The sequence below is a fragment of the Geobacillus vulcani PSS1 genome, from assembly GCF_000733845.1.
In the GTDB taxonomy this organism is placed as follows: domain Bacteria; phylum Bacillota; class Bacilli; order Bacillales; family Anoxybacillaceae; genus Geobacillus; species Geobacillus vulcani.
On sequence record NZ_JPOI01000001.1, the window covers coordinates 3,266,913 to 3,291,937 of the forward strand.

At 56.4% G+C, this 25,025-nt stretch carries 22 protein-coding genes; 2 read left to right on the forward strand and 20 right to left on the reverse strand.

The window, feature by feature from the left end; all coding sequences use genetic code 11:
* Nucleotides 1-4: 4 nt before the first annotated feature.
* The 12 genes from N685_RS0117490 to N685_RS0117545 form a co-directional block, all read right to left on the reverse strand.
* Nucleotides 5-754, reverse strand: coding sequence for a Stp1/IreP family PP2C-type Ser/Thr phosphatase (locus tag N685_RS0117490; RefSeq protein ID WP_031410476.1), 750 nt, complete (start codon nucleotides 752-754; stop codon nucleotides 5-7).
* Between the two features lie 5 nt (nucleotides 755-759).
* On the reverse strand, nucleotides 760-1,857 hold the full coding sequence (gene rlmN / locus N685_RS0117495) for a 23S rRNA (adenine(2503)-C(2))-methyltransferase RlmN (protein ID WP_031410477.1): 1,098 nt from the start codon (nucleotides 1,855-1,857) through the stop codon (nucleotides 760-762).
* 4 nt (nucleotides 1,858-1,861) lie between these two features.
* Entirely contained in the window at nucleotides 1,862-3,196 is a 1,335-nt protein-coding gene (gene rsmB, locus N685_RS0117500) for a 16S rRNA (cytosine(967)-C(5))-methyltransferase RsmB (RefSeq protein WP_031410480.1), read from the reverse strand.
* Nucleotides 3,183-4,142 carry a methionyl-tRNA formyltransferase gene (gene fmt / locus N685_RS0117505; protein WP_031410482.1) on the reverse strand — a complete coding sequence of 320 codons (960 nt, stop codon included), beginning with the start codon at nucleotides 4,140-4,142 and terminating at the stop codon, nucleotides 3,183-3,185. The genes rsmB and fmt overlap by 14 nt, the downstream gene beginning before the upstream one ends.
* Nucleotides 4,143-4,148: 6 nt before the next feature.
* Entirely contained in the window at nucleotides 4,149-4,622 is a 474-nt protein-coding gene (gene def / locus N685_RS0117510; protein WP_031410484.1) for a peptide deformylase, read from the reverse strand.
* A gap of 17 nt (nucleotides 4,623-4,639) precedes the next feature.
* Nucleotides 4,640-7,045 (reverse strand): primosomal protein N', encoded by a 2,406-nt coding sequence (gene priA, locus N685_RS0117515; protein WP_031410486.1) that lies wholly within the window; start codon nucleotides 7,043-7,045, stop codon nucleotides 4,640-4,642.
* Nucleotides 7,042-8,247 carry a bifunctional phosphopantothenoylcysteine decarboxylase/phosphopantothenate--cysteine ligase CoaBC gene (coaBC, locus tag N685_RS0117520; protein ID WP_031410488.1) on the reverse strand — a complete coding sequence of 402 codons (1,206 nt, stop codon included), beginning with the start codon at nucleotides 8,245-8,247 and terminating at the stop codon, nucleotides 7,042-7,044. Before coaBC ends, priA begins: the two co-directional genes overlap by 4 nt.
* 48 nt (nucleotides 8,248-8,295) lie before the next feature.
* The gene (gene rpoZ, locus N685_RS0117525; RefSeq protein ID WP_031410491.1) at nucleotides 8,296-8,496 is read right to left on the reverse strand and encodes a DNA-directed RNA polymerase subunit omega; all 201 of its coding nucleotides are present in this window, start codon (nucleotides 8,494-8,496) and stop codon (nucleotides 8,296-8,298) included.
* A gap of 2 nt (nucleotides 8,497-8,498) precedes the next feature.
* Complete coding sequence (gene gmk / locus N685_RS0117530; RefSeq protein WP_071880197.1) at nucleotides 8,499-9,116, reverse strand: guanylate kinase; 618 nt, start codon at nucleotides 9,114-9,116, stop codon at nucleotides 8,499-8,501.
* Nucleotides 9,113-9,406: an extracellular matrix/biofilm regulator RemA gene (gene remA / locus N685_RS0117535; protein ID WP_031410494.1), complete on the reverse strand. Its 294-nt coding sequence runs from the start codon at nucleotides 9,404-9,406 to the stop codon at nucleotides 9,113-9,115. The genes gmk and remA overlap by 4 nt, the downstream gene beginning before the upstream one ends.
* A 46-nt stretch (nucleotides 9,407-9,452) precedes the next feature.
* Nucleotides 9,453-10,328, reverse strand: a complete 876-nt coding sequence (locus tag N685_RS0117540; RefSeq protein ID WP_031410496.1) for a YicC/YloC family endoribonuclease — start codon at nucleotides 10,326-10,328, stop codon at nucleotides 9,453-9,455.
* 87 nt (nucleotides 10,329-10,415) lie between these two features.
* Entirely contained in the window at nucleotides 10,416-13,088 is a 2,673-nt protein-coding gene (locus N685_RS0117545) for a calcium-translocating P-type ATPase, SERCA-type (protein WP_031410498.1), read from the reverse strand.
* 258 nt (nucleotides 13,089-13,346) lie between these two features.
* Here N685_RS0117545 and N685_RS0117555 point away from each other — a divergent pair, with 258 nt between their 5' ends.
* Nucleotides 13,347-15,086, forward strand: a complete 1,740-nt coding sequence (locus tag N685_RS0117555; protein WP_031410501.1) for an Rqc2 family fibronectin-binding protein — start codon at nucleotides 13,347-13,349, stop codon at nucleotides 15,084-15,086.
* 157 nt (nucleotides 15,087-15,243) lie between these two features.
* Here the strand turns inward: N685_RS0117555 and N685_RS0117560 are convergent, their stop codons facing one another.
* Complete coding sequence (locus N685_RS0117560) at nucleotides 15,244-16,299, reverse strand: RNA-guided endonuclease TnpB family protein (protein ID WP_031410502.1); 1,056 nt, start codon at nucleotides 16,297-16,299, stop codon at nucleotides 15,244-15,246.
* The gene (gene tnpA, locus N685_RS19245) at nucleotides 16,281-16,703 is read right to left on the reverse strand and encodes an IS200/IS605 family transposase (RefSeq protein WP_071880198.1); all 423 of its coding nucleotides are present in this window, start codon (nucleotides 16,701-16,703) and stop codon (nucleotides 16,281-16,283) included. The genes N685_RS0117560 and tnpA overlap by 19 nt, the downstream gene beginning before the upstream one ends.
* Nucleotides 16,704-17,003: 300 nt before the next feature.
* On the opposite strand from tnpA, the gene N685_RS0117565 reads away from it, so the two are divergent.
* Complete coding sequence (locus N685_RS0117565) at nucleotides 17,004-17,354, forward strand: hypothetical protein (protein WP_031410504.1); 351 nt, start codon at nucleotides 17,004-17,006, stop codon at nucleotides 17,352-17,354.
* A 367-nt stretch (nucleotides 17,355-17,721) separates the two neighbouring features.
* Here N685_RS0117565 and pyrE read toward each other — a convergent pair whose 3' ends face one another.
* The 6 genes from pyrE to N685_RS0117600 are packed head-to-tail and all read right to left on the reverse strand — an operon-like array spanning nucleotide 17,722 to nucleotide 25,025.
* Nucleotides 17,722-18,345: an orotate phosphoribosyltransferase gene (gene pyrE / locus N685_RS0117575; RefSeq protein WP_031410506.1), complete on the reverse strand. Its 624-nt coding sequence runs from the start codon at nucleotides 18,343-18,345 to the stop codon at nucleotides 17,722-17,724.
* Complete coding sequence (gene pyrF / locus N685_RS0117580; protein ID WP_031410507.1) at nucleotides 18,342-19,061, reverse strand: orotidine-5'-phosphate decarboxylase; 720 nt, start codon at nucleotides 19,059-19,061, stop codon at nucleotides 18,342-18,344. The genes pyrE and pyrF overlap by 4 nt, the downstream gene beginning before the upstream one ends.
* On the reverse strand, nucleotides 19,033-19,974 hold the full coding sequence (locus N685_RS0117585; RefSeq protein ID WP_031410508.1) for a dihydroorotate dehydrogenase: 942 nt from the start codon (nucleotides 19,972-19,974) through the stop codon (nucleotides 19,033-19,035). The genes pyrF and N685_RS0117585 overlap by 29 nt, the downstream gene beginning before the upstream one ends.
* Nucleotides 19,971-20,744, reverse strand: coding sequence for a dihydroorotate dehydrogenase electron transfer subunit (locus N685_RS0117590; protein WP_031410509.1), 774 nt, complete (start codon nucleotides 20,742-20,744; stop codon nucleotides 19,971-19,973). The genes N685_RS0117585 and N685_RS0117590 overlap by 4 nt, the downstream gene beginning before the upstream one ends.
* Nucleotides 20,741-23,938, reverse strand: a complete 3,198-nt coding sequence (gene carB / locus N685_RS0117595; protein ID WP_031410510.1) for a carbamoyl-phosphate synthase large subunit — start codon at nucleotides 23,936-23,938, stop codon at nucleotides 20,741-20,743. The genes N685_RS0117590 and carB overlap by 4 nt, the downstream gene beginning before the upstream one ends.
* Nucleotides 23,931-25,025: a carbamoyl phosphate synthase small subunit gene (locus tag N685_RS0117600; RefSeq protein ID WP_031410511.1), complete on the reverse strand. Its 1,095-nt coding sequence runs from the start codon at nucleotides 25,023-25,025 to the stop codon at nucleotides 23,931-23,933. The genes carB and N685_RS0117600 overlap by 8 nt, the downstream gene beginning before the upstream one ends.

Here is a 25,025-nt window from a genome sequence, read left to right on the forward strand (position 1 = left end):
CCGATCACCCACCTTCACGTTCCGTTGAAACATCGATGACCGCCAGCGAAATGTTGTCTTCCCCGCCCCGCCCGTTGGCGAGCTCAATGAGCGCCTCCGCCTTCTCTTCCAGCGTGCCGGCACCCGTCAAAATATGCACCATGTCTGCTTCCGACACTTTGTTGGACAACCCGTCCGAACATAGCAGCAACATATCCCCTTCGTCGAGCGCCACCGTTTTAACGTCGATTTTCACCGCCGGTTCCGTGCCGAGCGCCCGCAACAGCACGTTTTTGCGCGGGTGATGTTCAGCCGCTTCTTTGGAAAGTTGCCCGCTTTTGACGAGCTCATTGACCAACGAGTGGTCATCCGTCAGCTGCTGAATTCCGCTTTGGTTGAGCACGTAGCAGCGGCTGTCGCCAATATGCGCAACCGTCGCGAACGGACCGGCGCAAACGGCAGCGACAATCGTCGTCCCCATTCCTTGGCATTCCGGATGGAAACGGGCATGTTGAAACAATTGTTCGTTCGCCGCCGCAATCTGCGTCTTGAGCCATTGCTCCGCCTCAGCAGGCGAAGCAAGGCCATTCTCTTTCTCCCAGCACTCCTGCAAATACGTCACCGCCATGGAGCTGGCTACGTCGCCGGCACGATGCCCTCCCATCCCATCAGCGACGATCGCTAAATATTGACCGCGTTGATTGACAAACACGCCGCCGCTGTCTTCGTTATGTTCGCGAATTTGGCCGATGTCAGTTCGGAAAACGGCTCGCATCCGATTCACCTCGTCTCTTCTTTTCGCTCCTTCGCGCGAAGCTGTCCGCAGGCGGCATCGATGTCGTGTCCATGTTCGCGGCGAATGGTGACATTGATTCCATGTTTTTTCAACGCCCGTTCAAAAGCGAAAATTTGACTGCGCGGCGTGCGCACATAGTTGCGCTCCGGCACGTAGTTGACCGGAATCAAATTCACATGGCATTTCAGTCCTTTAATCAGCGCAGCCAGCTGCTCGGCGTGCTCAAGCTGGTCGTTCACCCCGCCGAACAATCCGTACTCAAACGTCACGCGCCGGCCGGTTTTTTCAATGTAATACCGAACTGCCTCCATCAGCTTCGGCAGCGGGTACGCTTTATTGATCGGCATGAGTTTCGTCCGCAGCTCATTTGTCGGTGCGTGCAAAGAAATGGCAAAGTTGATTTGCATTCCTTCATCCGCGAATTGGTAAATTTTAGGTATTATCCCGCTGGTAGAAACAGTGATATGACGAGCGCCAATGTTCAACCCTTTTGGGTGGTTGATGATGCGCAAAAACTTGATGAGTGCATCGTAGTTGTCAAACGGCTCGCCGATGCCCATGACAACGATGCTGCTGACGCGCTCGCCTGTTTCATCGAGCGCCTTCTGCACTTGCACGACTTGGGCGACAATCTCGCCCGCCTCTAAATGACGCTTAAGGCCGCCGAGCGTCGAGGCGCAAAACGTGCAGCCGATGCGGCAGCCGACTTGCGTTGTGACGCACACCGAATTGCCGTAGTTATGGCGCATGAGCACTGTCTCGATCGAATAGCCATCATGAAGCTCAAACAAAAATTTGATCGTTCCGTCTTTGGACGTTTGTTTGACCACCGTTTTCAACGTCGTGATCAAAAACGATGCCGCTAGCTGTTCGCGCAACCGTTTCGGCAGATTCGTCATGTCGGCAAAATCGGTCACGCGCTTCTGATACAACCATTCGTAAATTTGCGTGGCCCGAAACGGCTTTTCACCTTGAGCGGCAAGCCATTCCTTCAATTCGTCCAGCGTAAGCGAATAAATCGATGGCAACGGGGGCTGCGTTTCGCCGACAGAGCGGCGGGCAGCCGGACGAACCATTTCCATGCTTTTACACCTTCTTTCGCAGTCGGGCGATAAAAAACCCGTCAGAGTCAAAATGATGCGGCAACAACTGAAGCATGCCGCCTTTCACATACGGCCGCACCGGTTCCGGCATCCGCTCGGCCAGCTGGCCATCAAGGGAAAAGTCGCGGTGGTCGGCTAAAAAGCGGGCGATGGTTTCTTCGTTTTCCTCGCGCTCCACCGTGCATGTGCTGTAGACAAGCGTACCGCCTTTTTTCAAAAGCGGGGCGGCCGCCCGTAAAATGGCTTGCTGCACCTCAGCAAGCGCGGCGACATCATCGCTCCCTTTCGTATATTTGATCTCCGGTTTACGGCGAATGACGCCGAATCCCGTACACGGCGCATCAACTAAAATGCGGTCAAACGATTCCGGGGCGAACCGTTCACCGAGCCGGCGGCTGTCAAGGGCGATGGCCATGATGTTATCAAGTCCAAGCCTTTGCGCCTGTTGTTTGATCAGCTTTACTTTATGCTCATGAACATCGACGGCGACTACTTCGCCACGGCCGTCCATCCGCTCCGCGATATGGGTCGTTTTTCCGCCCGGTGCCGCGCAGCAGTCAAGCACCCGCTCGCCGGGGGCTGGATCGAGCGCTCGGGCGACAAGCATGGAGCTTTCATCTTGAATCGTCAGCCATCCGGCGCGAAACGCCTCGGTATGAGCCAAGTTTCCTTTTTCCGCGCGAATGGCTTCGGGCGCCATTCGGCCCAATTCGGCCTCAACTCCTTCAGCGCGCAGCCGCTCGAGCGCTTCTTCGACGGTCGCGCGCAGCCGGTTGACGCGGGCCGTTGATTGCGGCGGGCGCAAGTTCATCTCGCACATGCGCGCGGTCTCCTCGAAGCCGTATTGCGCGATCCAGCGCCGGACGAGCCACTCGGGATGGCTGGTGGCAATGGCAAGCCGCTGGCTCGCGTCATCAACCGCCTCGATCGCCGGCAACCCTTCGCGGCTGATCGTGCGCAAGACGCCGTTGACAAGTGAAGCGATGCCGCGATGGCCGCGCCGCTTAGCGATTTCAACCGCTTCAAAGACGGCGGCGCGGTCGGGGACGCGGTCCAAATACACCATTTGGTACAGCGTCAAGCGAAGAAGTATGCGCACCCACGGCTCAAGTCGGCGCGCTTTGCGCAAAAACGGCGCTAAATAGTAGTCGAGCGTGTCGCGCCGCTGCATCGTGCCGTACACGATTTCCGTCAACAGCGCCGCATCGCGGCTGTCAACATGCCCTTTGCGAATCGCGTCGTTCAGTTCGAGATGGCTGTATGCCCCTTTTTCTTCAATTGCCAACAGTGTATCCAAAGCAAGTTCACGTACGTTCATGATCCTCTCCTAGCTTCATGCCGACCGCCAGCCGGCTGCCGGCGCCGCGCAAAAATTCGCCTGCCGCCATCCGTTTTTTTCCGGCCGGCTGCAATTCGGTGATGCGAATGGCCGTCTCATTGCCCGTGGCCACGACGATGCCGTTTTCCTCGAGCGCCAAAATCGTGCCTGGCGGCGCCGAATATGGCGCTGGCACTTTTTCTCCCCACCATATTTTCCAAACATTATCTCCCGATGTCGTATACGTCACCGGCCACGGATGGAAGGCGCGAATATGGTTGTAAATGGCTTCGCCGGGCTGCGTCCAATCGATCCGCTCCTGCTCGCGACGGATGTTCGGCGCATACGTCGCTTTCTCCTCATCTTGCGGAACGGGCGTAATGTTTCCTTCCAATAAAAGCGGAAGCGTTTCTGATAATAGTTTAGCCCCGGCGGCGCTCAATTTATCATGAAGTGTGCCAACCGTATCCGTCTCGTCGATCGGCACTTCCACTTGCGCCAGCATGTCGCCGGCGTCAAGTTTTTCTACCATGTACATGATCGTAACGCCTGTTTTCGTTTTTCCCTGCCAAATGGCGTAATGGATCGGCGCGCCGCCGCGCAGTTCCGGAAGAAGCGAAGCATGGACGTTGATGCAGCCGTATTTCGGCGCCTCAAGCAGCGCCTTTGGCAAAATTTGCCCATACGCTGCCGTGACAATCAAATCGGGCGCAAACGCCAGCACTTGTTCATACTGCTCCGGCTCGCGAATTTTCGTCGGCTGCAGCACCGGGATGCCGCAGCGCTCCGCCTCGACTTTGACCGGCGGCGGAACAGGCTCGCGCTTTCGCCCTTTCGGCTTGTCCGGCTGCGTGACAACCGCTACAACCCGATGCCCGTCATCAAGCAGCTGCCGCAAAATCGGTACGGCAAAGTCAGGTGTTCCCATAAAGACAATGTTCGTCATTGGCATCTATCCTTCCAATTCTTCAAGATCGCAATAGCGAATCACTTTCGACGTAAACAACACGCCGTGCAAATGGTCGATTTCATGCTGCAGGGCGCGCGCCAAAAAACCGGTCGCAGAAAGCGTAAAGGGGCGGCCGCGCCGGTTTTGCGCCCGTACTTTCACATATTTCGCACGCGGCACTTCGCCAAACAAACCGGGAAAGCTCAAACATCCTTCCACATCCACTTCTTCGCCGCGCGTTTCGATCACGACCGGGTTGATGAGCTCAATGCGTCCGTGCTCATCTCCGACATCGACGACCGCAATCTGTTCGGCGATGCCGACTTGCGGAGCGGCGAGCCCGACTCCATCAGCAGCAAGCATCGTTTCATACATATCGTCAAGCAGCCGCCCGAGCCGACGGTCAAATATCGTTACCGGCGCGCACGGCTGTTCTAAAATCGGATTCGGATACGTGACAATGGACAAAATCGACAACGCCATTCCTCCATCTTTTACATCATCATATAGGGGTTCGTATCGACGGTAATGGTGACACCGCCATGGGCGGCGTCCGCTTGGTAGCGGTCGACCACCGCTTTAAGCGCCGCCGTGACGTTCGGCTCCCGCTTGTATTTTATCATGCATTGGTAACGATATCTATCATGAAGCCGAGCGATCGGCGAGGCGACCGGACCGAGGACGACCGCTTCCCTTGACAGCTGCTTGCGCAAATAGACGGCGATTTTCTCCGCCGCTTTGGCCGCAGCCGGCGCCTCTTCGTGAGCGACGGTAATAAGTGCCAAATAATAGTACGGTGGATAACCGTGCGCTTTGCGCAGCGCCATCTCCCTCCGATAAAAAGCGCGATAGTCGTGGCGGGCGGCCAGTTCAATGCTGTAGTGTTCGGGTGTATACGTTTGAATGATGACTTCGCCGGGCAGCTCGTGCCGTCCGGCGCGTCCGCTCACTTGCGTCAGCAGCTGGAACGTTTTCTCCGCAGCCCGGAAATCGGGCAGGTGAAGCATCGTATCGGCCGCCAGCACACCAACAAGCGTGACATCCGGAAAGTCAAGTCCTTTGGCGATCATTTGCGTGCCGAGCAAAATATCGGCTTCTTTCGCGGCAAAGCGGGACAGCAGCTCCTCATGCGCCCCTTTCCGCCCGGTCGTGTCGACGTCCATGCGGATGACACGCGCCTTCGGCAGCAACTTCGCCAGCTCTTCTTCCACTTTTTGCGTGCCGGTGCCGAAAAAGCGGATATGTTCGCTTCCGCACGACGGACAGCGGGGAACAAGCGGCTCTTCATGGCCGCAATAATGGCATTTCATCCGCTCACCGGCGCGATGGTACGTGAGCGAAATGTCGCAGTGCGGACAACGGATGACATAGCCGCAGCCGCGGCACATGACAAACGTTGAATAGCCGCGCCGGTTTAAAAATAGCACCGCCTGCTCGCCGCGGTCGAGCCGAAGGCGCAGCTCCTCGAGCAATCGCCGCGAAAACATCGAACGGTTGCCGCTGCGCAACTCCTCGCGCATATCGACCACATGGACGTCCGGCAAGCCGCGATTGCTGATGCGCTCCGGCAGTTCGAGCAGCTCGTACACCCCTTTGACGGCGCGGGCAAACGTCTCCAGTGAGGGAGTGGCGCTGCCGAGCACGACCGGACAGCTGTGGTGGCGGGCGCGGTAAATGGCGACATCGCGTGCATGATAGCGCGGCATTTCTTCTTGCTTGTAGCTCGTCTCATGCTCCTCATCGATAATGATCATTCCTAAATTTTCAAACGGGGCGAACACCGCCGACCGCGCGCCGACAACAAGCTGCACTTCTTTCCGATGGATTTTCCGCCATTCGTCATATTTTTCGCCGACCGACAGCCCGCTGTGAAGCACCGCTACTTTCGGGCCGAACCGGCTTTTGAAGCGCTCAACCATTTGCGGTGTCAGCGAAATTTCCGGCACAAGCACGATCGCTTCCTTCCCTTGACGCAGCACTTCATCGATCGCCTGCATATACACTTCCGTCTTTCCGCTGCCGGTGACGCCATACAACAAAAACGTGCGATGCTCTCCGGCGCGCACCGAAGCGACGACCTTCGCCAAGGCTGCCGCTTGCGCCTGGGTGAGCGCCGGCGGCTCGCTCGGCTGAAACGTGCGATGCGCATACGGATCGCGATACACCTCGACATCGCGAGCAACAACCAATCCTTTCTCCACAAGCGCCTTCAGCGGGGCAGAGGAAATGCCGAGTGTTGCTTGCAGTTCGGCAATGGGGACAGCTTCCCCCCGCTTGAGCAAAAACGACACCACTTCTTTTTGCCGCGCCGGCAGCGAATGAAGCGCCTGTTCCGCCTGTTCGGCCGAAACGGCAAGAGCGGCGGACTTCACCGTTTTCTTGCCCGCTTTTTCCTTCACCTTATAGACCGCCTCAAGCACGCCTTGCTGCACCGCTTTTTGCGCCGCACGCCATAAACCGGCCGCCTCAACCTCTTTCCACGCCGCCTCCGTCCGTCCGGCAAACAGCGGCTGCAGTTCATCGGGAAGCTCGCCCCGCCTTTCCTCTTCCGTCAGGCGGAGCGTCTTTTCATATTTCGCCCGCATCGCCGCCGGCAGCATCGCCTGGTACGCGGAAATGGCAAAACAAAGCGTCGTTTCCGTCAAATAGCGGCCAAGATCAAGCAGCTCGCCGTTTAACACCGGCACGACATCAAGCACCTCTTCAATCGCCTTCAATGACTCGATCTCAGAATGATCTTTTACGTCCACAACAAACCCTTGCAAGCGCCGCGCCCCAAACGGCACCGTCACCCGCATGCCCGGCTGGATGACGCCTCGCCAGCGCTCCGGAATCCAATAATCGAATGGACGGTCCGTCTGCCGGGACGGGACATCGACAATCACAGATGCGACTTTCATCGAATCGCCTCGATATACGCATGAATTTCCTTTAAAATTTCCCTAGCGGCCTCCTGTTTCGTCATGAGCGGCAACGGCCGGACGACGCCATCGCGGCGGAAGATGGTGACGATGTTCGTATCGCCGGCAAACCCTGCCCCCTCTTCGGTGACATTGTTGGCAACGACCATATCCAACCGCTTTTCTTCGAGTTTTTTTAACGCATACGGCTCGAGGTTGTCCGTCTCAGCAGCAAATCCGACCAAAATCTGCCTTGTTTTTCGCTCACCAAGCGCTTTCAAGATGTCCACTGTCCGCTCCATCTCTACCACATAGTCACCTGGCTGCTTTTTTATTTTGGACGCCGCCACATATTTTGGCCGATAATCGGCGACCGCCGCCGCCTTGATGACGATGTCCGTTTCCGCAAACCGAGCCATCACTGCTTCGTACATTTCAGCGGCCGACTCAACCGACACCGTCTCGACGTCATCCGGCGAAGAAAGCGCGGTCGGTCCAGCAACAAGCGTCACCGAAGCGCCAAAGCGGGCCGCTGCTTCGGCGATGGCATAGCCCATTTTGCCGCTCGAATAATTGGAAAAATAGCGGACCGGATCAAGCCGCTCCCTTGTCGGCCCAGCGGTGACAAGGATGCGCCGACCGCGAAACAGCGGCGGATCATCAGCGAAAAAGCGCTCGATATGGGCGATGATTTTCTCCGGCTCCTCCAGCCGCCCTTTGCCGATATAGCCGCACGCCAAATAGCCTTCCGACGGCTCGATAAACCGGTAGCCGAATTGGTAGAGCCGCTCGATGTTGGCTTGGACGGCCGGATGCTCGTACATATGGACGTTCATCGCCGGAGCGATCCAGACGGGCGCTTTCGTCGCCAAAATCGTTGTCGTCACCATATTGTCAGCGATGCCGGCGGCCAGCTTCGCGATCGTATTGGCCGTCGCCGGTGCGACGAGAACAAGATCGGCCCAGTCCGCTAAGTCAATATGGGCGATGACAGCCGGGTTGTTTTCGGCAAACGTATCGACATACACTTCCTGGCGCGACAATGCTTGGAACGTGAGCGGCGTAATGAACTGGCACGCCCCTTCCGTCATGATCACTTTCACTTCGGCGCCGCGCTGGGTGAGCTGGCTGGTGAGCACCGCCGCCTTGTACGCCGCCACCCCCCCGGTCACGCAAAGCAAAATATGTTTTCCGTTGATCATGTTGGCCACCCCCGACATTGAAAAAAATAACAACCTAAAGCTAGGTTGTTATTTGTCTTCTTCCACTAATTCGACCTTGTCACCAGCGATTTCCTCGAGCGCCTGGCCGACAAATTTTTTCGACACCGGCTTTTTCACCATCAGCTCCGCACCGTCCTGAAGCTCGCGCGCCCGTTTGGCCACCACCGTGACGAGCTTATATTTCGAATCGACTTTTTGCATCAGCAGATCGATGGAAGGATACAGCATCGTTATTCCACCCCCAACATCCGTTTATATCGCTTGGCGACGCGCTCACGCCGGCAATGTTCAGCGATGACGATCGCCTTGATCCGCTCGCAGGCGAGCTCTACTTCGTCATTTTCCACGACATAGTCGTACTCATCCATCATCTCAAGCTCCTCTTTCGCCGCCCGCAACCGGTTTTCAATCAGCTCTTTCGACTCCGTGCCCCGCCCCATGATCCGCTTCTCAAGCTCCTTGAGGCTTGGCGGGGCCAAGAAAATGAAGAGCGCCTCCGGAAACGCCCGCCGTACTTTCATCGCCCCTTGCACTTCGATCTCTAAAAACACATCTTTCCCTTCGGCAAGCGTCTTCTCCACATAGTCGATCGGCGTGCCATAGTAGTTGCCGACGTATTCCGCCCACTCGAGCAGCTTGTTTTCACGGATCATTTGTTCAAACTGCTCGCGCGTGCGGAAGAAGTAGTCGACGCCTTCCACTTCGCCTTCGCGCGGCTTACGCGTCGTGACCGACACCGAATAATGAAGATTGATGTCTGGCTGCGAAAACAGCGCCTTGCGCACCGTCCCTTTGCCAACCCCAGACGGACCCGACATGACGATCAACAACCCACGTTCGTTCTTCAACGTCCCAACCCCTGCCCTTCCTCGGAGAAATCGTCGCTTCCATATAAGCGGTTCGCCACCGTTTCCGGTTGCACGGACGACAAAATGACATGATCGCTGTCCATGATGATGACAGCGCGCGTCCTCCGCCCGTGCGTTGCGTCAACGAGCTTGCCGCTTTCGCGCGCATCTTGAATGATTCGTTTGATCGGCGCCGAATCGGGGCTGACAATCGTAATGATGCGGGCGGCTGACACCATATTTCCGTACCCGATGTTGATGAATTTCACCATGACACGCCCACCTGCCATATTCGATATTGTTGCCGCCGGCAAGCCGTTTTAAACCGTTATTCGACTATTCGACGTTTTGCACCTGTTCTTTCATCTTCTCGATCGCGCTTTTCATCTCCACGACTTGCGCGGCAATCAGGCTGTCGTTTGCCTTGGCGCCGATCGTGTTGACTTCCCGGTTCAACTCTTGCACCAAGAAGTCGAGCTTCCGCCCAACCGGTTCGTCCATTTCTAAGGCGTCCGCCATTTGCGCCAAATGGCTGCGAATGCGTTTCAACTCCTCGTGAATGTCCGCCTTTTCGGCAAACACCGCCACTTCCGTCAGCAAGCGCGCTTCATCGATCGGAGCGGGCGCCCATTCGCGCAGGCGGCGCTCAAGCCGCTCACGGTATTGTTCCATGACAAGCGGTGCCCGCTGTTCAATGGCTTCCACCCCGGCTTCGACTTCATGAAGCCGGGCGCGCAAATCCGCGGCAAGCGCCTCTCCTTCGCGTCGACGCATGGCAACAAGCGCCTTTGCCGCCTCGTCGATGGCATCTAAAAGCAGCGGCTCTACTTCTTCATTCGCGCCTTCTTCTTCGACGACCTCGACCGCCCCATCAAGTCGAAGCAGTTCGGCGGCCGTCACGCCGCCGTCAATGGCAAATCGCTTTGCGGCTTCCTGCACTCCGGCCCAATACTGGCCAAGCAAATCCCAATCAATATGTACGCTCCGTTTCACAAGACCGTCGCCGGCGATCGTGACGAACACTTCCACTTTTCCGCGCCGCACGTACGATGAAATTGCTTTTTTTATTTTATCCTCAAACACAAGCCATTGTCTAGGGAGGCGGATGGAAATTTCGCAAAACCGATGGTTGACGGATTTCATTTCCACCGCCACCATCAAGCGATCCGTTTTTTTCACACTCGCGCCGAAGCCGGTCATGCTGTAAACCATATCATCACATCCGTTGCTGTCATGATGAAAAAGAAAAGGTCATAGAGCTTGCCTCTATCACCTTTTTCATTATACCATAACCACGTTTTATTTTCTCGCCCGAAACGAGCCAGCAAACAAAAATGTCGGCAAGGCAGACAGACCTACGATGAGCAGCCAATCGACCGCGGCGAGCGGCTTCGTATGGAACACCGCAGCCAGCGGCGGATAGTAGATGACAACCAACAGCAATACAAGCGACACGGCCACCGCCGCGACAAGATACATGTTCCCGAATGGACTGCGGTCAAAAATCGAACGATCGCAGCGGCAGTCAAACACATGGATGAGCTGCGCCAACACCAACGTCGCAAACGCCGCCGTCTGGGCGTAAACGAGATCCTCGCCGCTCCGTTCATAGGCCGTCAAAAACGCGGCCAACGTCACCACGCCGATCAAAACGCCGCGGCTTATGATTTTCCAGCCGAGCCCACGCGCGAACACCCCTTCATCGGGGCGGCGCGGCGGCCGCTTCATCACGTTTTCTTCCGGCCGGTCGAGCCCGAGCGCCATCGCTGGCAAACCGTCGGTGACAAGATTGACCCATAAAATTTGAATCGGCACGAGCGGCAGCGGCAACGCCAGCAGCATCGCAAACAACATGACAAGAATTTCCCCGACGTTCGAGGCGAGCAAGTAGCGGATAAACTTGCGAATGTTTTCGTAAATGTTGCGGCCTTCTTCAATCGCAGCCTCAATCGTCGCAAAGTTGTCATCCACCAAAACGAGCGACGCCGCCTCTTTCGCCACTTCTGTCCCCGATCGGCCCATGGCGACGCCAATATCGGCTGCTTTCAGAGCAGGTGCATCGTTCACCCCGTCCCCTGTCATCGCGACGATATGGCCGCGCCGTTTGAGAGCGTTGACGATTTTCAGCTTATGCTCCGGAGCAACGCGGGCGAACACGTAAATCTCATCGACGGCGCGTTCCAACTCATCGACCGACAGCTTCGAAAGCGTCGCCCCGTCCATCACTTTGCCGCCGGGCGGGAGCACGCCAAGCTGTTTGGCGATGGCGGTGGCTGTCAACACGTGGTCGCCGGTGATCATCACCGTTTTCATGCCCGCTTCTTTGCAGCGCGCCACCGCTTGCTTCACCTCAGGCCGCGGCGGATCGATCATGCCGGCGACGCCGAGGAACCGCAGCTTTGTCTCCGCCTCCTTCTCCGACCCGATCCGTTCTGTCTCCGCAAGCGGCCGGTACGCGACGGCAATCGTGCGCAAGGCGGAAGACGCCATCTGCCGAATCGCCTTCTCAATCGTCTCTTTCCAAGCCGGCGTCAGCACCTGTTCGCGGCCGTTCCATTCAAGGTGGTCCGCCCGCTCAAGCAGCACATCGGGCGCCCCTTTTGTCACGACCAACCGGCGGCCGTTTCGGTCGCGAACGATCACCGTCATCATTTTTCGCTCCGAATCAAACGGAAACTCCTGCTCGACCGTATACTCGCGCCAAACCATCCCTTTCGCCAATCCCGCTTTCGCCGCCGCGACGAGCAGCGCCCCTTCGGTCGGATCGCCGTCGACATAGCGCCGCCCGTTTTCCTCTTTCAACTCCGAACGATTGCAAAGCACCGCCATCGTCAATAGACGGGCGAGCTCGGGAACACGGTTTGGATCCACCGCCCGGCCCCGTTCGGAAAACTCGCCGGCCATGTCAAAGCCAACGCCGCTGACCGCAAATGTCCGTCCGCCTGCCCATACTTGCGTGACGGTCATCATGTTTTCCGTCATCGTCCCCGTTTTGTCGGAACAAATGACCGAAGCGCAGCCGAGCGTTTCCACCGCCGGAAGCTTGCGGACGATGGCGTTTCGTTTGATCATCCGCTGCACGCCAAGCGCCAAGACGACCGTCACAATGGCCGGCAACCCTTCCGGAATAGCGGCAACAGCGAGCGATACGCCGGCCAAAAACATTTCATACACGTCGTGTCCTTGAACGACCCCGACGGCCACCACCATGGCCGTCAGCGCCAAGGCGACGACAAGCAAAATTTTCCCAAGCTGCTCGAGCCGGCGCTGAAGCGGGGTTGCTCCCGCATCCGCCTCTTCAAGCATCGTCGCGATTTGCCCCATCGCCGTTTTCATCCCCGTGGCGATGACAATGCCGATCCCATTCCCTCTTGTCACCAGCGTCCCCATAAACGCCATATTGTGCAAATCCCCCAACGACGCCTGTGCGGTGCGAAGAGGGGCAGCCGATTTGGCCACCGGCACCGATTCGCCCGTCAGCGCCGACTCCTCGATTTCCAAGCCGGCTGCCTCAATCAAGCGGACGTCGGCCCCGACCCGGTCGCCGCTTGCCAGCCGCACCACATCGCCGACAACAAGCTCGCGCGCCGGGACTTTCACCCACTCCCCGCCGCGCAGCACCACCGCTTGCGGCGCGGACAACCGTTTTAAAGCAGCGAGCGACTTTTCCGCCCGCCGCTCTTGGATAAACCCGAGGATGGCGTTCATGATCACAATGACAACAATCGCCACCGCATCGACGTACTCGCCCAAAAACGCGGAAATCACCGTTGCCAACAGCAGCACCAACACCATAAAATCTTGAAACTGGCGAAAAAAGACGACGATGGCCGACTCCTTCTTCCCTTCCGCCAGCTCATTGTACCCGAACTGCCGCAGCCGCTTTTCCGCCTCGGCTGCGGTAAGCCCGGTCTTGACGTTCGTCTTCGTTTCGTGCGCGACATCGCTGGCCGCGAGCGTATGCCACTGCATTGGTCTCCCCCTCCGTCCTCTCCGTCTTTTCAGCGCACTGTTTCCGCTTTTCTATGCTTATTCACTCCTGTCCGAAAAAATGATCGATTGGGCGGCATAAACAAACGACCGAAATCGCTTTGCCGCGCATTTCCTTTTTATATAACCGTTTGGATGAACATCGCCCTTCATCCCCCGAAATGTTCGCAAAAATGTTCAACACAGCGGATCTATGGTAAGATCGAAGTAGTAACGAAACAAATTAGAAAGGTGTTTTCCATGTCGTTTGACGGAGTGTTTACATACGCCATTGTCGGGGAACTCGAAGAGGCGCTTGCGGGCGGGCGGATCACAAAAATTCACCAGCCGTCGGCGCATGAGATCGTCATGCTCGTGCGCGCCCGCGGCCGTAACCATAAAGTGATGCTGTCGGCGCATCCGACGTACGCGCGCGTCCATTTGACAAACGAAACGTACGACAACCCGCTCGAGCCGCCGATGTTTTGCATGCGGCTGCGCAAACAGTTGGAAGGAAGCGTCATCGAAGCGGTTCGCCAAGTCGATTTTGACCGCATCATCGTCATCGATGCAAAAGGGCGCGACGAACTCGGCGACGTGCAAACAAAGCGGCTCATCATCGAAGTGATGGGCCGACATAGCAACATCATCCTCGTTGATGCGTCGACCAACACGATCATCGACAGCTTGAAACATTTGCCGCCGTCCGTCAACCGCTACCGGACGGTGCTCCCGGGGCACCCGTACGTCGCCCCGCCGACGCACGGCAAGCTGAACCCGCTTGAGGCAACGGAAGAAACGGTGCTGAAAAAACTTGATTTTCACGCCGGCAAGCTCGCCCATCAGCTCGTTTCCGCCTTCAGCGGCCTTTCACCGCTGTTCGCCAACGAGGTCGTCTTCCGCGCCGGGCTCGCCAACCGGGCGACGCTGCCGAAAAGCTTCCTCGCGCTCATCGATGACGTCCGGCACCGCCGCTTTGCCCCGATGATGTACACGAACGGGGAAAAAGAATGGTTTTACGTGTTGCCGCTTACGCACATAAAAACCGAAGGCCAACCGTTTGCGAGCGCAAGCGAGCTGCTCGACCGCTTTTATTTCGGCAAAGCCGAGCGCGACCGCGTCAAGCAGCAAGCGCATGACATCGAGCGGCTCATGGCGAACGAAAAAGCGAAAAACGAGAAAAAGCTCCTCAAGCTTGAACAGACGCTCGAAGAAGCCAAAAAAGCCGACGTTTACCGACTGTACGGGGAGCTGCTCACCGCCCATTTGTACGCCATCAAGCGCGGCATGACGGAAATCGAAGTCACCAACTACTATGATGAAAACGGCGGTACGGTCACGATTCCGCTCGACCCGCAAAAATCGCCGTCGGAGAACGCGCAACAGTACTTCCAAAAATACCAAAAAGCGAAAAACTCGCTCGCCGTCGTGCAAGAACAAATCGAGCGGACGAAAGAAGACATCGCCTATTGCGACACGATTTTAAGCCAGCTCGAAACCGCCTCGCCGAAAGATGTCGCGGAAATCCGCGACGAGCTCATTGAACAAGGCTACTTGCGCCCGCGCGCGGCGAAAGGAGCGAAAAAGCGAAAACCAACCACGCCTGAGCTGGACCGCTACGTCGCCAGCGACGGCACGGAAATAGTGGTCGGCAAAAACAATAAACAAAACGACTATCTCACGACCAAACTCGCCCATAAGGACGAGGTTTGGCTGCATGTGAAAAACATTCCCGGCTCGCACGTCGTCATCCGGAGCAAGCAGCCGTCTGACGGGACGCTCTTGGAAGCGGCGAACTTGGCCGCCTACTTCAGCAAAGCCCGCCACTCCGGCTCCGTGCCGGTCGATTACACGCGCGTCCGCTACGTGAAAAAACCGAGCGGCGCCAAGCCAGGGTTTGTCATTTACGAAAACGAACAAACGCTCTACGTCACACCGGACGAAGAGCTCGTCCGCGCCATGAAACAGCGGCAAAAAGAACACGAGGCGAAACAGCCTTGACACTCCACACACCTAAAGACGTGGGATTCTTGGGTCGTTCGCGCCCTCATCCATTTCTGGTTCGGACAACGCCCAAGTTCAGGGGTGTGTCATCACCCCGTCCCATCGGGTTACGATGTACCCCAATGGGCTGCGTACCTGTGACCAGTACGCTAGGTTAAGCGGCAAAGCCTGAAATCGCCTTGGCAATGTTGATCGCGCCATTCAAGTCGGCATGGAGGGTGTAGCCGCACGTTTGGCATCGGAAGCGGATGCCGTTTCGGTTTGCTTTCTCCCGATGCCCACATCGGCATGTTTGGCTTGTATAGGTCGGCTTCACCCACTCCACCCGAATACCTGCCATGTCGGCTTTATAGGCAATCATTGTTTGCAGTTGGTGAAACGCCCAAGAATGAAGGCTTCGTCCTGCTTCTTTGGCTGATGTTGCCCGCTTTCGAATGCCGCTCAAATCCTCCATGCGAATGACGCCAACACCGTTGGCGAGGGCAAAGTTGACGATTTGACGGCTGATTTTGTGGTTCTGATCTTTCATCCAACGCGACTCTTTGTTTCCGATTTTTCGAATCATATGGGGCTTCTTGTTTTTGCCGAGTTTTCGCCGCAACGCCGCATATCGCCGGCGTACAAAGGCGCATCGGTTGCCTTTGAAAAACAACGATTTCGTTCCCACGCTGGCAACGGCGATATAGCGAAGTCCAAGGTCAACCCCCATCACCTTGGTTTCGTGTCGCGGCTTGACTTCAAACGTGATCGCCATCGCCAAGTACCATTTCTTTCTTTTTTTGTAGAGTTTGGCCGCCCCTTGTTTGGCAGTTCCATTGATCAGCCGATTCAGCCACGCCTCTTGATAGGGACGAGTTACAACAGGCACACCTATTTTTTTCTCTAGCGTGGGAAAAGCAACCGTGTAGAAATCTCCTTTCTTTTCTACTTTTACGTTTTGATTATTGAAGCAACACCAGAGTTTTTTAAACCTTTTTACCTTCTGATTTTTCTTTTGAGACTTCGCTTCACGAATAGTCTGATTAACGATGGCGGAAGGAAACTTTTGTGACGAAAAGTCTTTAAATATCTTGCTTGTTGCTTTGTTTAATTCAGGATGATTCAATAGCCAATTCGCAAACGCGGTATTCATTTCTGTCATCCGTTCATACATGTCTTGTTTGACTTTCGTTGGGTTGTGCAGCTCCAGCTTTAGTGTGATGGTCGGCATGGATTCACCCCCCTTTTCTTTTGAGATTCCACATAGCGTTTGATTGTTTCACTTGATACATTCCCTGCTGTGCTCACGAAGAAAGAGCGTGTCCAAAGACTTGGCAGATGAGACAAGTGTTTAAATTCCTGTCTTAATCGTCTGGAAGTCACTCCTTTCACTCTTGCCATCATATCTGATGGAGAATCAGAAGGGAGGCAATTCAAGAACAAATGGCCATGATCAGGCATCACTTCCATCGCCAGGATGACCCAATCATTCTCTTGGCCAATTTCTTCTACTAACTGCTTGAATCGCTCTTCCACTCTGCCTACTAACACCTTTCTTCGATAACGCGGACAGAAACCAAAATGATCGTTCATCAACGATACCGTTGTTTTCGTTCTTCGATATTCTTGTTCCATATGATAGACTGTATCGGTTTAATGGTTTATACTGCAACACCTAAGAGGCGGGTGATTTAATCGTGGATACGGCTTTACAATGTTATTTCTCAATTAGAAAAACCCTGTTGCATCGGTCCTGCTTTTCGCTCATTCTCCCATTGATTAACGGAATCAGCCGTTTTTCACCGGCCTTCTAAAGAGAAAAATGGTGGCTCTAAGGATGGTGTTGCAAAACTAGAGTAAAGACTCGAAGTTATGCATAATGATGCAACATAACACGTACATATCAATGACTACATTTTTGGGGGAGTTATAAAATTGAAGAAAATTATTGTGATCCTGTTGTTATTGTCAATCACTTTGGTTTTTGTCAGCTGCAATTCAAGCAATTTGAGCAATGCAAACAATCCTAACTTACCTATCATTCAAGCTGCTTATGATTCATTATCAGTTTCGGAAAAGAAGGAAATTAATGGAGATTGGAGAGACGCTAATGTAGACGAAAGGGTGGTAACGAAACGAAATGGTTCATTAACTGATCCAAATTATGATGGAAAAGAAGTCTATGTGGTCACTTTTAGTTCTAAAAGAAGCAATGTGTTAGGAGACATTAGTGTTTATGTGTCTAAAGATAAAAAGAAAGTAATCGGTAAGGGATATCGTGAATAAAAACGAAGGAATAAAGCAAAACGATGCTTTATTCCTTCGTTTTTTTTATTGATTATTGTTCGGTTAGCTGGTTCTCCATGTCGGATAGTGATATATCTAAATTATCCTTTTCTCCTTTCTCATGGTGGCGCTTAACTTTATTTTGTTTTTCATCAACCTGTAGATGAGCATTTTTTATTACAACAATTTCCATTCTCTAAGAGACAAACAGGGTACCTCCCATAGTCATCAAGTCTTCGCTAGTTCGAATGACTTTGGCCGTTCTATCGCCATTTCCGTCATCATCGGAAGCGACGGAAGTCCCGTTCGCCAATAACACATGACAAAAGCGCGAACCATCCTTTGGTCCGCGCTTCTTTCTTCTCGTCTATTTCCCCCACTTTTCCGGATTTTCCCGCCATTGCCGCAATGCCGCCAGGTCGTGTTCGCTGACGGCGCCAAGGCGGACGGCCGTTTCGATGAGTGTGTCGTAGTCGGTGAGGGTGTAGGCAGGCACATTCGCTTCGGCAAACGCCTGCTTCGCTTTTTCGAGTCCGTACGTGAAGATGGCGGCGACGCCAAGCACCTCGCAGCCTGCGTCTTTCAAGGCGCGCACGGTCGTGAGCGAGCTGCCGCCGGTCGAGATTAAGTCTTCGATGACGACGACGCGTTGGCCCGGTTCGGCTTTGCCTTCGATTTGCTTCCCTTTTCCGTGCGCTTTCGCTTGGCTGCGGACGTAGCACATCGGCAAACCAAGCCGCTCGCTCACCCACGCGGCGTGCGGGATGCCGGCGGTCGCTGTGCCGGCGATGAGGTCCGCTTCGGGGAAATGGGTGCGGATGAGGTCCGCGAGACCGTCGGCGATCAGGCGGCGCACATCCGGATAAGCGAGCGTCAGGCGGTTGTCGCAATAAATCGGCGCTTGTAAGCCCGATGACCAGGTGAACGGGTCGTTCGGCCGCAAAGCGACCGCTCCTATTTCAAGCAGTTGGGCGGCAATGTCGTATTTCATCCTCTCTCTCCTCCGTTCCATTCGTGCTGCAGGCGGGCGTACGCGGCAAGCGGGTCGGCGGCGCGGGTGATGCTGCGGCCGATGACGATGTAGTCAGAACCAAGCGCACGCGCTTCCCTTGGCGTGACGACGCGCACTTGGTCGTGCGCCGCATCATCGGCAAAGCGAATTCCCGGGGTGACGGCGAGAAACGCGGCGCCGCACCGTTCCTTGATGAGCGGCGCTTCGTTCGCCGAGCAGACGACGCCGTCAAGGCCGCTTTCTTTCGCCAACGCCGTGTAATGGCTGACCGTGTCGGCAAGCGGGCGGGAAATGCAAAGCTCTTCATGAAGCATGCGCTCGTCTGTGCTTGTCAGCTGGGTGACGGCGATGCAGCGCGGTCGGGCGGCGCCGCTTGGCGTACCGGCGTCAAGCCCTTCGATCGCCGCTTCCATCATGCGCCGGCCGCCGGCGGCGTGGACGTTCACCAAATCAGCGCCGACACGGGCGAGCCCTTTCATCGCCTGTTTCACTGTATTCGGGATGTCGTGCAGTTTTAAGTCTAAAAAGACGGCGTGCCCTTGTTCTTTGAGGAACGCGACGATGGACGGCCCTTCCTGATAGTACAGCTCCATGCCGACTTTCACAAACAGCGGCGTGCCGGCAAACGGCCGTAAAAACGATTCAACGTCTTGTTTCGATGGAAAATCAAGGGCGACAATGAACGGCGTGTGCACCGGTTTTCCAGCTCCTTCCTGTACATTCGGAGATCCGATCAATCCCCAGCTCATCAAGCAGCGCCGGCAGTTCGTTGATGATCGTCGGGCAGACGAATGGATCGACGAAGTTGGCTGTTCCGACCGCGACCGCACTCGCGCCGGCGTAGAAAAATTCGAGCACATCTTCCGCCGTTTGCACGCCGCCCATGCCGATGATCGGAATCGACACCGCTTGGCTCACTTCGTAAATCATGCGGATGGCGATCGGTTTGACCGCCGGGCCGGATAAGCCGCCGGTGCCGTTGGCCAAAATCGGCCGGCCGGTTTTCACGTCGATGCGCATGCCGACGAGCGTGTTGATCATCGTCAGGCCGTCAGCGCCCGCTTGTTCAATGGCTTTCGCCATCGCGACGATGTCCGTCACGTTAGGCGACAGCTTCACATACACCGGGACAGCCGACACTTCCTTGACAAGCCGCGTCAGCTCGGCGGCCACCTCCGGCACGGTGCCGAACGTGATACCGCCTTTTTTCACGTTCGGGCAAGAAATGTTGAGCTCCAAGGCATGGACGTTCGGCGCTTTGGAAATCGCGGCGGCTACCTCGACGTATTCTTCCATCGTCGAACCGGCGATGTTGGCGATGATCGGCACGTCAAACTGTTCAAGCCACGGCAGTTCTTCCGTCAGCACCTTGTCAAGACCGGGGTTTTGCAGGCCGATGGCGTTTAACATCCCGCCCGGCGTTTCCGCCACCCTTGGCGTCGGGTTACCAAAGCGCGGCTCTTTGGTCGTCGCTTTGATCATGATGGCGCCTAACACGCTTAAATCGTAAAACCGGGCGTACTCGCGGCCAAACCCGAAACAGCCGGAAGCCGGCATGATCGGGTTTTTGAGCGAAAGCCCCGGCAGTTCGACCGCCAGACGGTTCATAACACCACCTCCCCGGCCCGAAACACCGGACCGTCGCTGCATACTTTTTTATACGCCGTTTCGCTTCCCGGCACATGGCAGACGCAGGCGAAGCACGCCCCGACGCCGCAGCCCATCCGCTCTTCCAACGACAAGTACACCGGTCGGCCGCGGAACCGTTCATCGAGCGCCTTTAGCATCGGCTTCGGGCCGCAGGCGTACAACACGTCAAACTCGAGCGCGCGCGCTTCGATCACATCGGTGACGCGGCCCGCCGCCCCGTGCGACCCGTCATCGGTGGCGATATACGTCTCGCCGAACGCGGCAAATTTTTCTTCGTAAAAGACCGCCGCTTTCGTTTGGAACCCGAGCACGCTCACGACGTTCACGCCCCGGTTCGCCAGCTGTTTCGCCAGTTCATAGAGCGGCGGAACGCCGATGCCGCCGCCGACCAACAGCGCCCGGCCGCCCGCCGGCGCGGCTTCGAGCGGAAAGCCGTTGCCGAGCGGGCCGAGCACATCGACCGTGTCGCCCGGCTGTTTTTGCGCCAACAGCGCGGTGCCCTTCCCTTCCTGGCGGTAAATGATCGTGCATTGCCCCTGCTTGTGGTCGATTTGACAAAGGCTGAGCGGGCGGCGCAAGAGCGGATCGGCGGATGCGGCCACTTTCACATGAACGAACTGGCCGGGCTGCTTCATCTCTTGCACGAGGCGGCCTGCCAGCGTCAATTCATACGTGCGCTCGGCGATCAGCCGCTGGCTTGCGACCGTCATTTGTTCGCGGCCGATCATGACCGCACCAACTCTTCCGTCATCGCCGTTGTCGAGAACGTCATCGATTCGAGCACTTGCAGCATCGCCCGTGCGGTATCGAGCGACGTCAAGCACGGAATGCCGTTTTCGACCGCTTCGCGGCGGATGCGGAAGCCGTCGCTTTCCGGCTGTTTCCCTTTCGTCAACGTGTTGATGACGACTTGCGCCTTCCCTTGACGGATGACATCCAAAATGTTCGGCGACGCCGAATGGATTTTATTGACGACCGTCACCGGGATGCCGGCCGCTTTCAGCGTTTCCGCCGTGCCGTTCGTCGCCAGCAGCTGATAGCCGATGTCCGCAAAGCGGCGGGCCAGCTCGACCGCTTCTTCTTTGTCTTTGTCCGCGACCGTCAACAGCACCGCCCCGTGCGGCTGGATGTGGATGCCCGAGGCGACAAGTCCTTTATAGAGCGCTTTTTCAAACGTCACATCCTTACCGATCACTTCACCGGTCGATTTCATTTCCGGGCCGAGCGAAATGTCGACATTGCGCAATTTCGCAAACGAGAACACCGGCACTTTCACGTACACGCCTGGACGGACCGGGCGAACGCCGGTTTCATAGCCCATCTCAGCCAGCTTCGCCCCTAAAATGGCCTTGGTGGCGAGGTTGGCCATCGGCACGCCGGTGATTTTGCTTAAAAACGGCACGGTGCGGCTTGAACGCGGGTTTACTTCCAACACGTAGACATCGCTTCCCGAGACGACGAACTGGATGTTTAAGAGCCCGACGATGCGCAGCCCGCGCGCCAGCCGGATCGTGTCATCCGCGATCTTATCGATCACTTCGACACTTAACGTTTGCGGCGGGTAGACGGCGATCGAGTCGCCGGAATGGACGCCGGCCCGTTCGATATGCTCCATAATGCCCGGGATGACGACCGTCTCGCCGTCGGAAATGGCGTCGACTTCGACTTCCTTGCCGGTGATGTAGCGGTCGACGAGCACCGGGTGCTGCGGGTTGACGCGCACGGCGTGCTCCATGTAATGGAGCAGCTCCTCACGATTGTACACAATCTCCATCGCCCGGCCGCCGAGCACGTACGACGGGCGGACGAGCACCGGATAGCCGATCTCTTCGGCGATGGCGACCGCTTCTTCGACCGAAACGGCCGTTTTGCCGGCCGGTTTGGGAATGCCGAGTTCGGAAAGCGCCTGTTCAAATTTGTCGCGGTCTTCGGCGCGGTCCAAATCCTCCAGCGTCGTCCCGAGCAAGCGGACGCCACGCGCCTCGAGTTCGGCCGCCAAATTGATCGCCGTCTGGCCGCCAAACTGAACGATGACGCCGACCGGCTTCTCAAGGTCGATGACATGCATCACGTCTTCGGCCGTCAGCGGCTCGAAGTACAGTTTGTCCGACGTGCTGAAATCGGTGGAGACTGTTTCCGGGTTGTTGTTGATGATGATCGCCTCATAGCCGGCCTGCTTAATGGCCCAGACGCAATGGACGGTTGCGTAGTCAAATTCGATCCCTTGGCCGATGCGGATCGGGCCCGAACCGAGCACGATGACGCTCGGTGTTTCCGTCACGATCGACTCGTTTTCTTCCTCATACGTGCTGTAGTAATACGGCGTTTCTGATGTGAACTCGGCCGCGCACGTATCGACCATTTTGTACACCGGCACGATGCCTTCCTGGCGGCGCAGCGCGTAAATGTCGCGCTCCGTTTTGTTCCATAATGCCGCCACTGCGGCGTCCGAGAAGCCGAGCGCTTTCGCCTTCCTCAGCGCGTCAAGGTCGCCCGGACGGTTTTTCAAGACCGTTTCCATCTCAATGATGTTTTCGATTTTATGCAAGAAAAAGCGATCGATTTGGCTCCATTCATGCAACGTGTCGACCGTCACCCCGCGGCGGAGCGCTTCAGCGATGTAAAAGAGCCGTTCATCGCCCGCCTTGCGGATCCGTTTCTCGACCACGTCGTCAGTGGCGGTGTCCGCCTCTTTTAATGCGAGATGGTGGACGCCGATCTCGAGCGAACGGACCGCTTTTAACAGCGATTCTTCAAACGTCCGGCCGATCGCCATCACTTCGCCGGTCGCCTTCATTTGCGTGCCAAGGCGGCGGTTCGCCGATTCAAATTTGTCAAACGGGAAGCGCGGAATTTTCGTCACGACATAATCAAGCGCCGGCTCAAAGCAGGCGTACGTTTTCCCAGTGACCGGGTTGATCATCTCATCCAGCGTCAGCCCGACAGCAATTTTCGCCGCCAGTTTCGCGATCGGGTATCCGGTCGCTTTGGAGGCGAGCGCCGACGAGCGGCTGACGCGCGGGTTCACTTCGATGACGTAATAGCGGAAGCTGTCCGGGTCGAGCGCCAGCTGGACGTTGCAGCCGCCTTCGATGCCAAGGGCGCGGATGATGTTCAAGGACGCGTTGCGAAGCAGTTGGTATTCGCGGTCGCTTAACGTCTGGCTCGGGGCGACGACGATCGAGTCACCGGTATGGATGCCGACCGGGTCGATGTTTTCCATGTTGCAGACGACGATGGCGTTGTCGTTGGCATCGCGCATCACTTCATACTCGATTTCTTTGTAGCCGGCGATGCTCCGCTCAAGCAAGCATTGGTGCACCGGGCTCATTTTCAAACCGGTCGAAACGATGTCGATCAGTTCTTGTTCGTTCGTGCAAATGCCGCCGCCCGTGCCGCCGAGCGTAAACGCTGGGCGGACGATGACCGGATAGCCGATCTGTTCGACAAACGCATACGCCTCTTCCAGACTGTGAATAATGGCGCTCTCCGGCACCGGTTCACCAAGCTCGTTCATGAGGGCGCGGAACTGTTCACGGTCTTCCGCCTTTTCGATCGCCTCGAGTTTCGTGCCAAGAATTTCGACGCCGCACTCTTCAAGCACGCCGGCCTTGGCCAGCTCAACCGCCAAGTTGAGGCCCGTTTGGCCGCCGAGCGTCGGCAAAATCGCATCCGGCCGCTCTTTGCGGATGATGCGGGCGACAAACTCAAGCGTCAGCGGTTCCATATACACTTTATCGGCGATTTCCGTATCGGTCATGATCGTCGCCGGGTTCGAGTTGACGAGAATGACTTTATAGCCTTCTTCTTTCAAGGCGAGACACGCTTGCGTCCCGGCGTAGTCAAACTCGGCTGCCTGACCGATGACGATCGGGCCGGAGCCGATGACCAAAATCGTTTCGATGTCGCGGCGTTTAGGCATGGATGACTTCCCCTTTCTTGTTGAACTCGCGGATGAGCGCCAAAAACTCGTCAAACAGCGGATTGGCATCTTCCGGCCCTGGCGACGCTTCCGGATGGTATTGCACCGTAAACGCCGGGAAATCGAGATGGCGCAGCCCTTCGACTGTGCCGTCATTCAAGGCGACATGCGTCACTTCCAGGCGGGTGCCGGCGAGCGACTCATGCGTCACAGCGTAGCCATGGTTTTGCGACGTAATGGCCACTTTGCCGGTGCGCAAATCTTTCACCGGATGGTTCGAGCCGCGATGGCCGAATTTCAATTTTTCCGTATTCGCCCCGCACGCCAAGGCAAACAGCTGATGGCCGAGGCAAATGCCAAAGAGCGGCACTTTGCCCAAAATCCCGCGAATCATGTCGATCGCTTCCGGCACGTCTTTCGGGTCGCCCGGGCCGTTCGAGAGCATCACCCCATCCGGATGCCAGCTTAATACTTCTTCGGCAGTCGCATTGTACGGCAAGACGATGACATCGCAATGGCGCTTGTTCAGCTCGCGCAAAATGCCGTGCTTCATTCCAAAATCGATCAAGACCACGCGCTCGCCGCGCCCCGGGCTCGGATAGGCGCTTTTCGTCGAGACGCGCCGCACTTGGTCGCGCGGCCACTCCATCGCCCGCAGGTGGGCCGCCGCTTCCGCCGGATGGACGTCCAAGCCGCAAATCATCCCTTTTAGCGTTCCGTGCTGGCGAATGAGGCGCGTCAGTTTGCGTGTATCGATGCCGGCCAGCCCCGGGATGTCTTTTTCTTTTAAATAGTCATCGAGCGTCATTTCGCCGCGCCAGTTGGACGGCTTCACGCACGCCTCTTTCACGATGAATCCGTGCACGTACGGGCGAATCGCTTCAAAGTCATCGCGGTTGATGCCGTAGTTGCCGATCAACGGATACGTCATCGTCACGATTTGTCCGCAATACGACGGATCGGTCAAAATTTCTTGGTATCCGGTCATGCCGGTGTTAAACACGACTTCCCCGGTCGTGTTTTTCAAGCTGCCAAACGCTTCGCCAACGAAAAACGAACCATCTTCTAAAATCAGCTGCCGCTTCAT

Excerpts from the sequence above, each read along its gene's own strand:
- N685_RS0117490 (WP_031410476.1), bottom strand. The coding sequence starts at position 754 with ATGCGAGCCGTTTTCCGAACTGACATCGGCCAAATTCGCGAACATAAC.
- rlmN (WP_031410477.1), bottom strand. The coding sequence starts at position 1,857 with ATGGAAATGGTTCGTCCGGCTGCCCGCCGCTCTGTCGGCGAAACGCAG.
- rsmB (WP_031410480.1), bottom strand. The coding sequence starts at position 3,196 with ATGAACGTACGTGAACTTGCTTTGGATACACTGTTGGCAATTGAAGAA.
- fmt (WP_031410482.1), bottom strand. The coding sequence starts at position 4,142 with ATGACGAACATTGTCTTTATGGGAACACCTGACTTTGCCGTACCGATT.
- priA (WP_031410486.1), bottom strand. The coding sequence starts at position 7,045 with ATGAAAGTCGCATCTGTGATTGTCGATGTCCCGTCCCGGCAGACGGAC.
- coaBC (WP_031410488.1), bottom strand. The coding sequence starts at position 8,247 with ATGATCAACGGAAAACATATTTTGCTTTGCGTGACCGGGGGGGTGGCG.
- rpoZ (WP_031410491.1), bottom strand. The coding sequence starts at position 8,496 with ATGCTGTATCCTTCCATCGATCTGCTGATGCAAAAAGTCGATTCGAAA.
- remA (WP_031410494.1), bottom strand. The coding sequence starts at position 9,406 with ATGGCAGGTGGGCGTGTCATGGTGAAATTCATCAACATCGGGTACGGA.
- N685_RS0117540 (WP_031410496.1), bottom strand. The coding sequence starts at position 10,328 with ATGGTTTACAGCATGACCGGCTTCGGCGCGAGTGTGAAAAAAACGGAT.
- N685_RS0117545 (WP_031410498.1), bottom strand. The coding sequence starts at position 13,088 with ATGCAGTGGCATACGCTCGCGGCCAGCGATGTCGCGCACGAAACGAAG.
- N685_RS0117555 (WP_031410501.1), top strand. The coding sequence starts at position 13,347 with ATGTCGTTTGACGGAGTGTTTACATACGCCATTGTCGGGGAACTCGAA.
- N685_RS0117560 (WP_031410502.1), bottom strand. The coding sequence starts at position 16,299 with ATGCCGACCATCACACTAAAGCTGGAGCTGCACAACCCAACGAAAGTC.
- tnpA (WP_071880198.1), bottom strand. The coding sequence starts at position 16,703 with ATGGAACAAGAATATCGAAGAACGAAAACAACGGTATCGTTGATGAAC.
- pyrE (WP_031410506.1), bottom strand. The coding sequence starts at position 18,345 with ATGAAATACGACATTGCCGCCCAACTGCTTGAAATAGGAGCGGTCGCT.
- N685_RS0117585 (WP_031410508.1), bottom strand. The coding sequence starts at position 19,974 with ATGAACCGTCTGGCGGTCGAACTGCCGGGGCTTTCGCTCAAAAACCCG.
- N685_RS0117590 (WP_031410509.1), bottom strand. The coding sequence starts at position 20,744 with ATGATCGGCCGCGAACAAATGACGGTCGCAAGCCAGCGGCTGATCGCC.
- carB (WP_031410510.1), bottom strand. The coding sequence starts at position 23,938 with ATGCCTAAACGCCGCGACATCGAAACGATTTTGGTCATCGGCTCCGGC.
- N685_RS0117600 (WP_031410511.1), bottom strand. The coding sequence starts at position 25,025 with ATGAAGCGGCAGCTGATTTTAGAAGATGGTTCGTTTTTCGTTGGCGAA.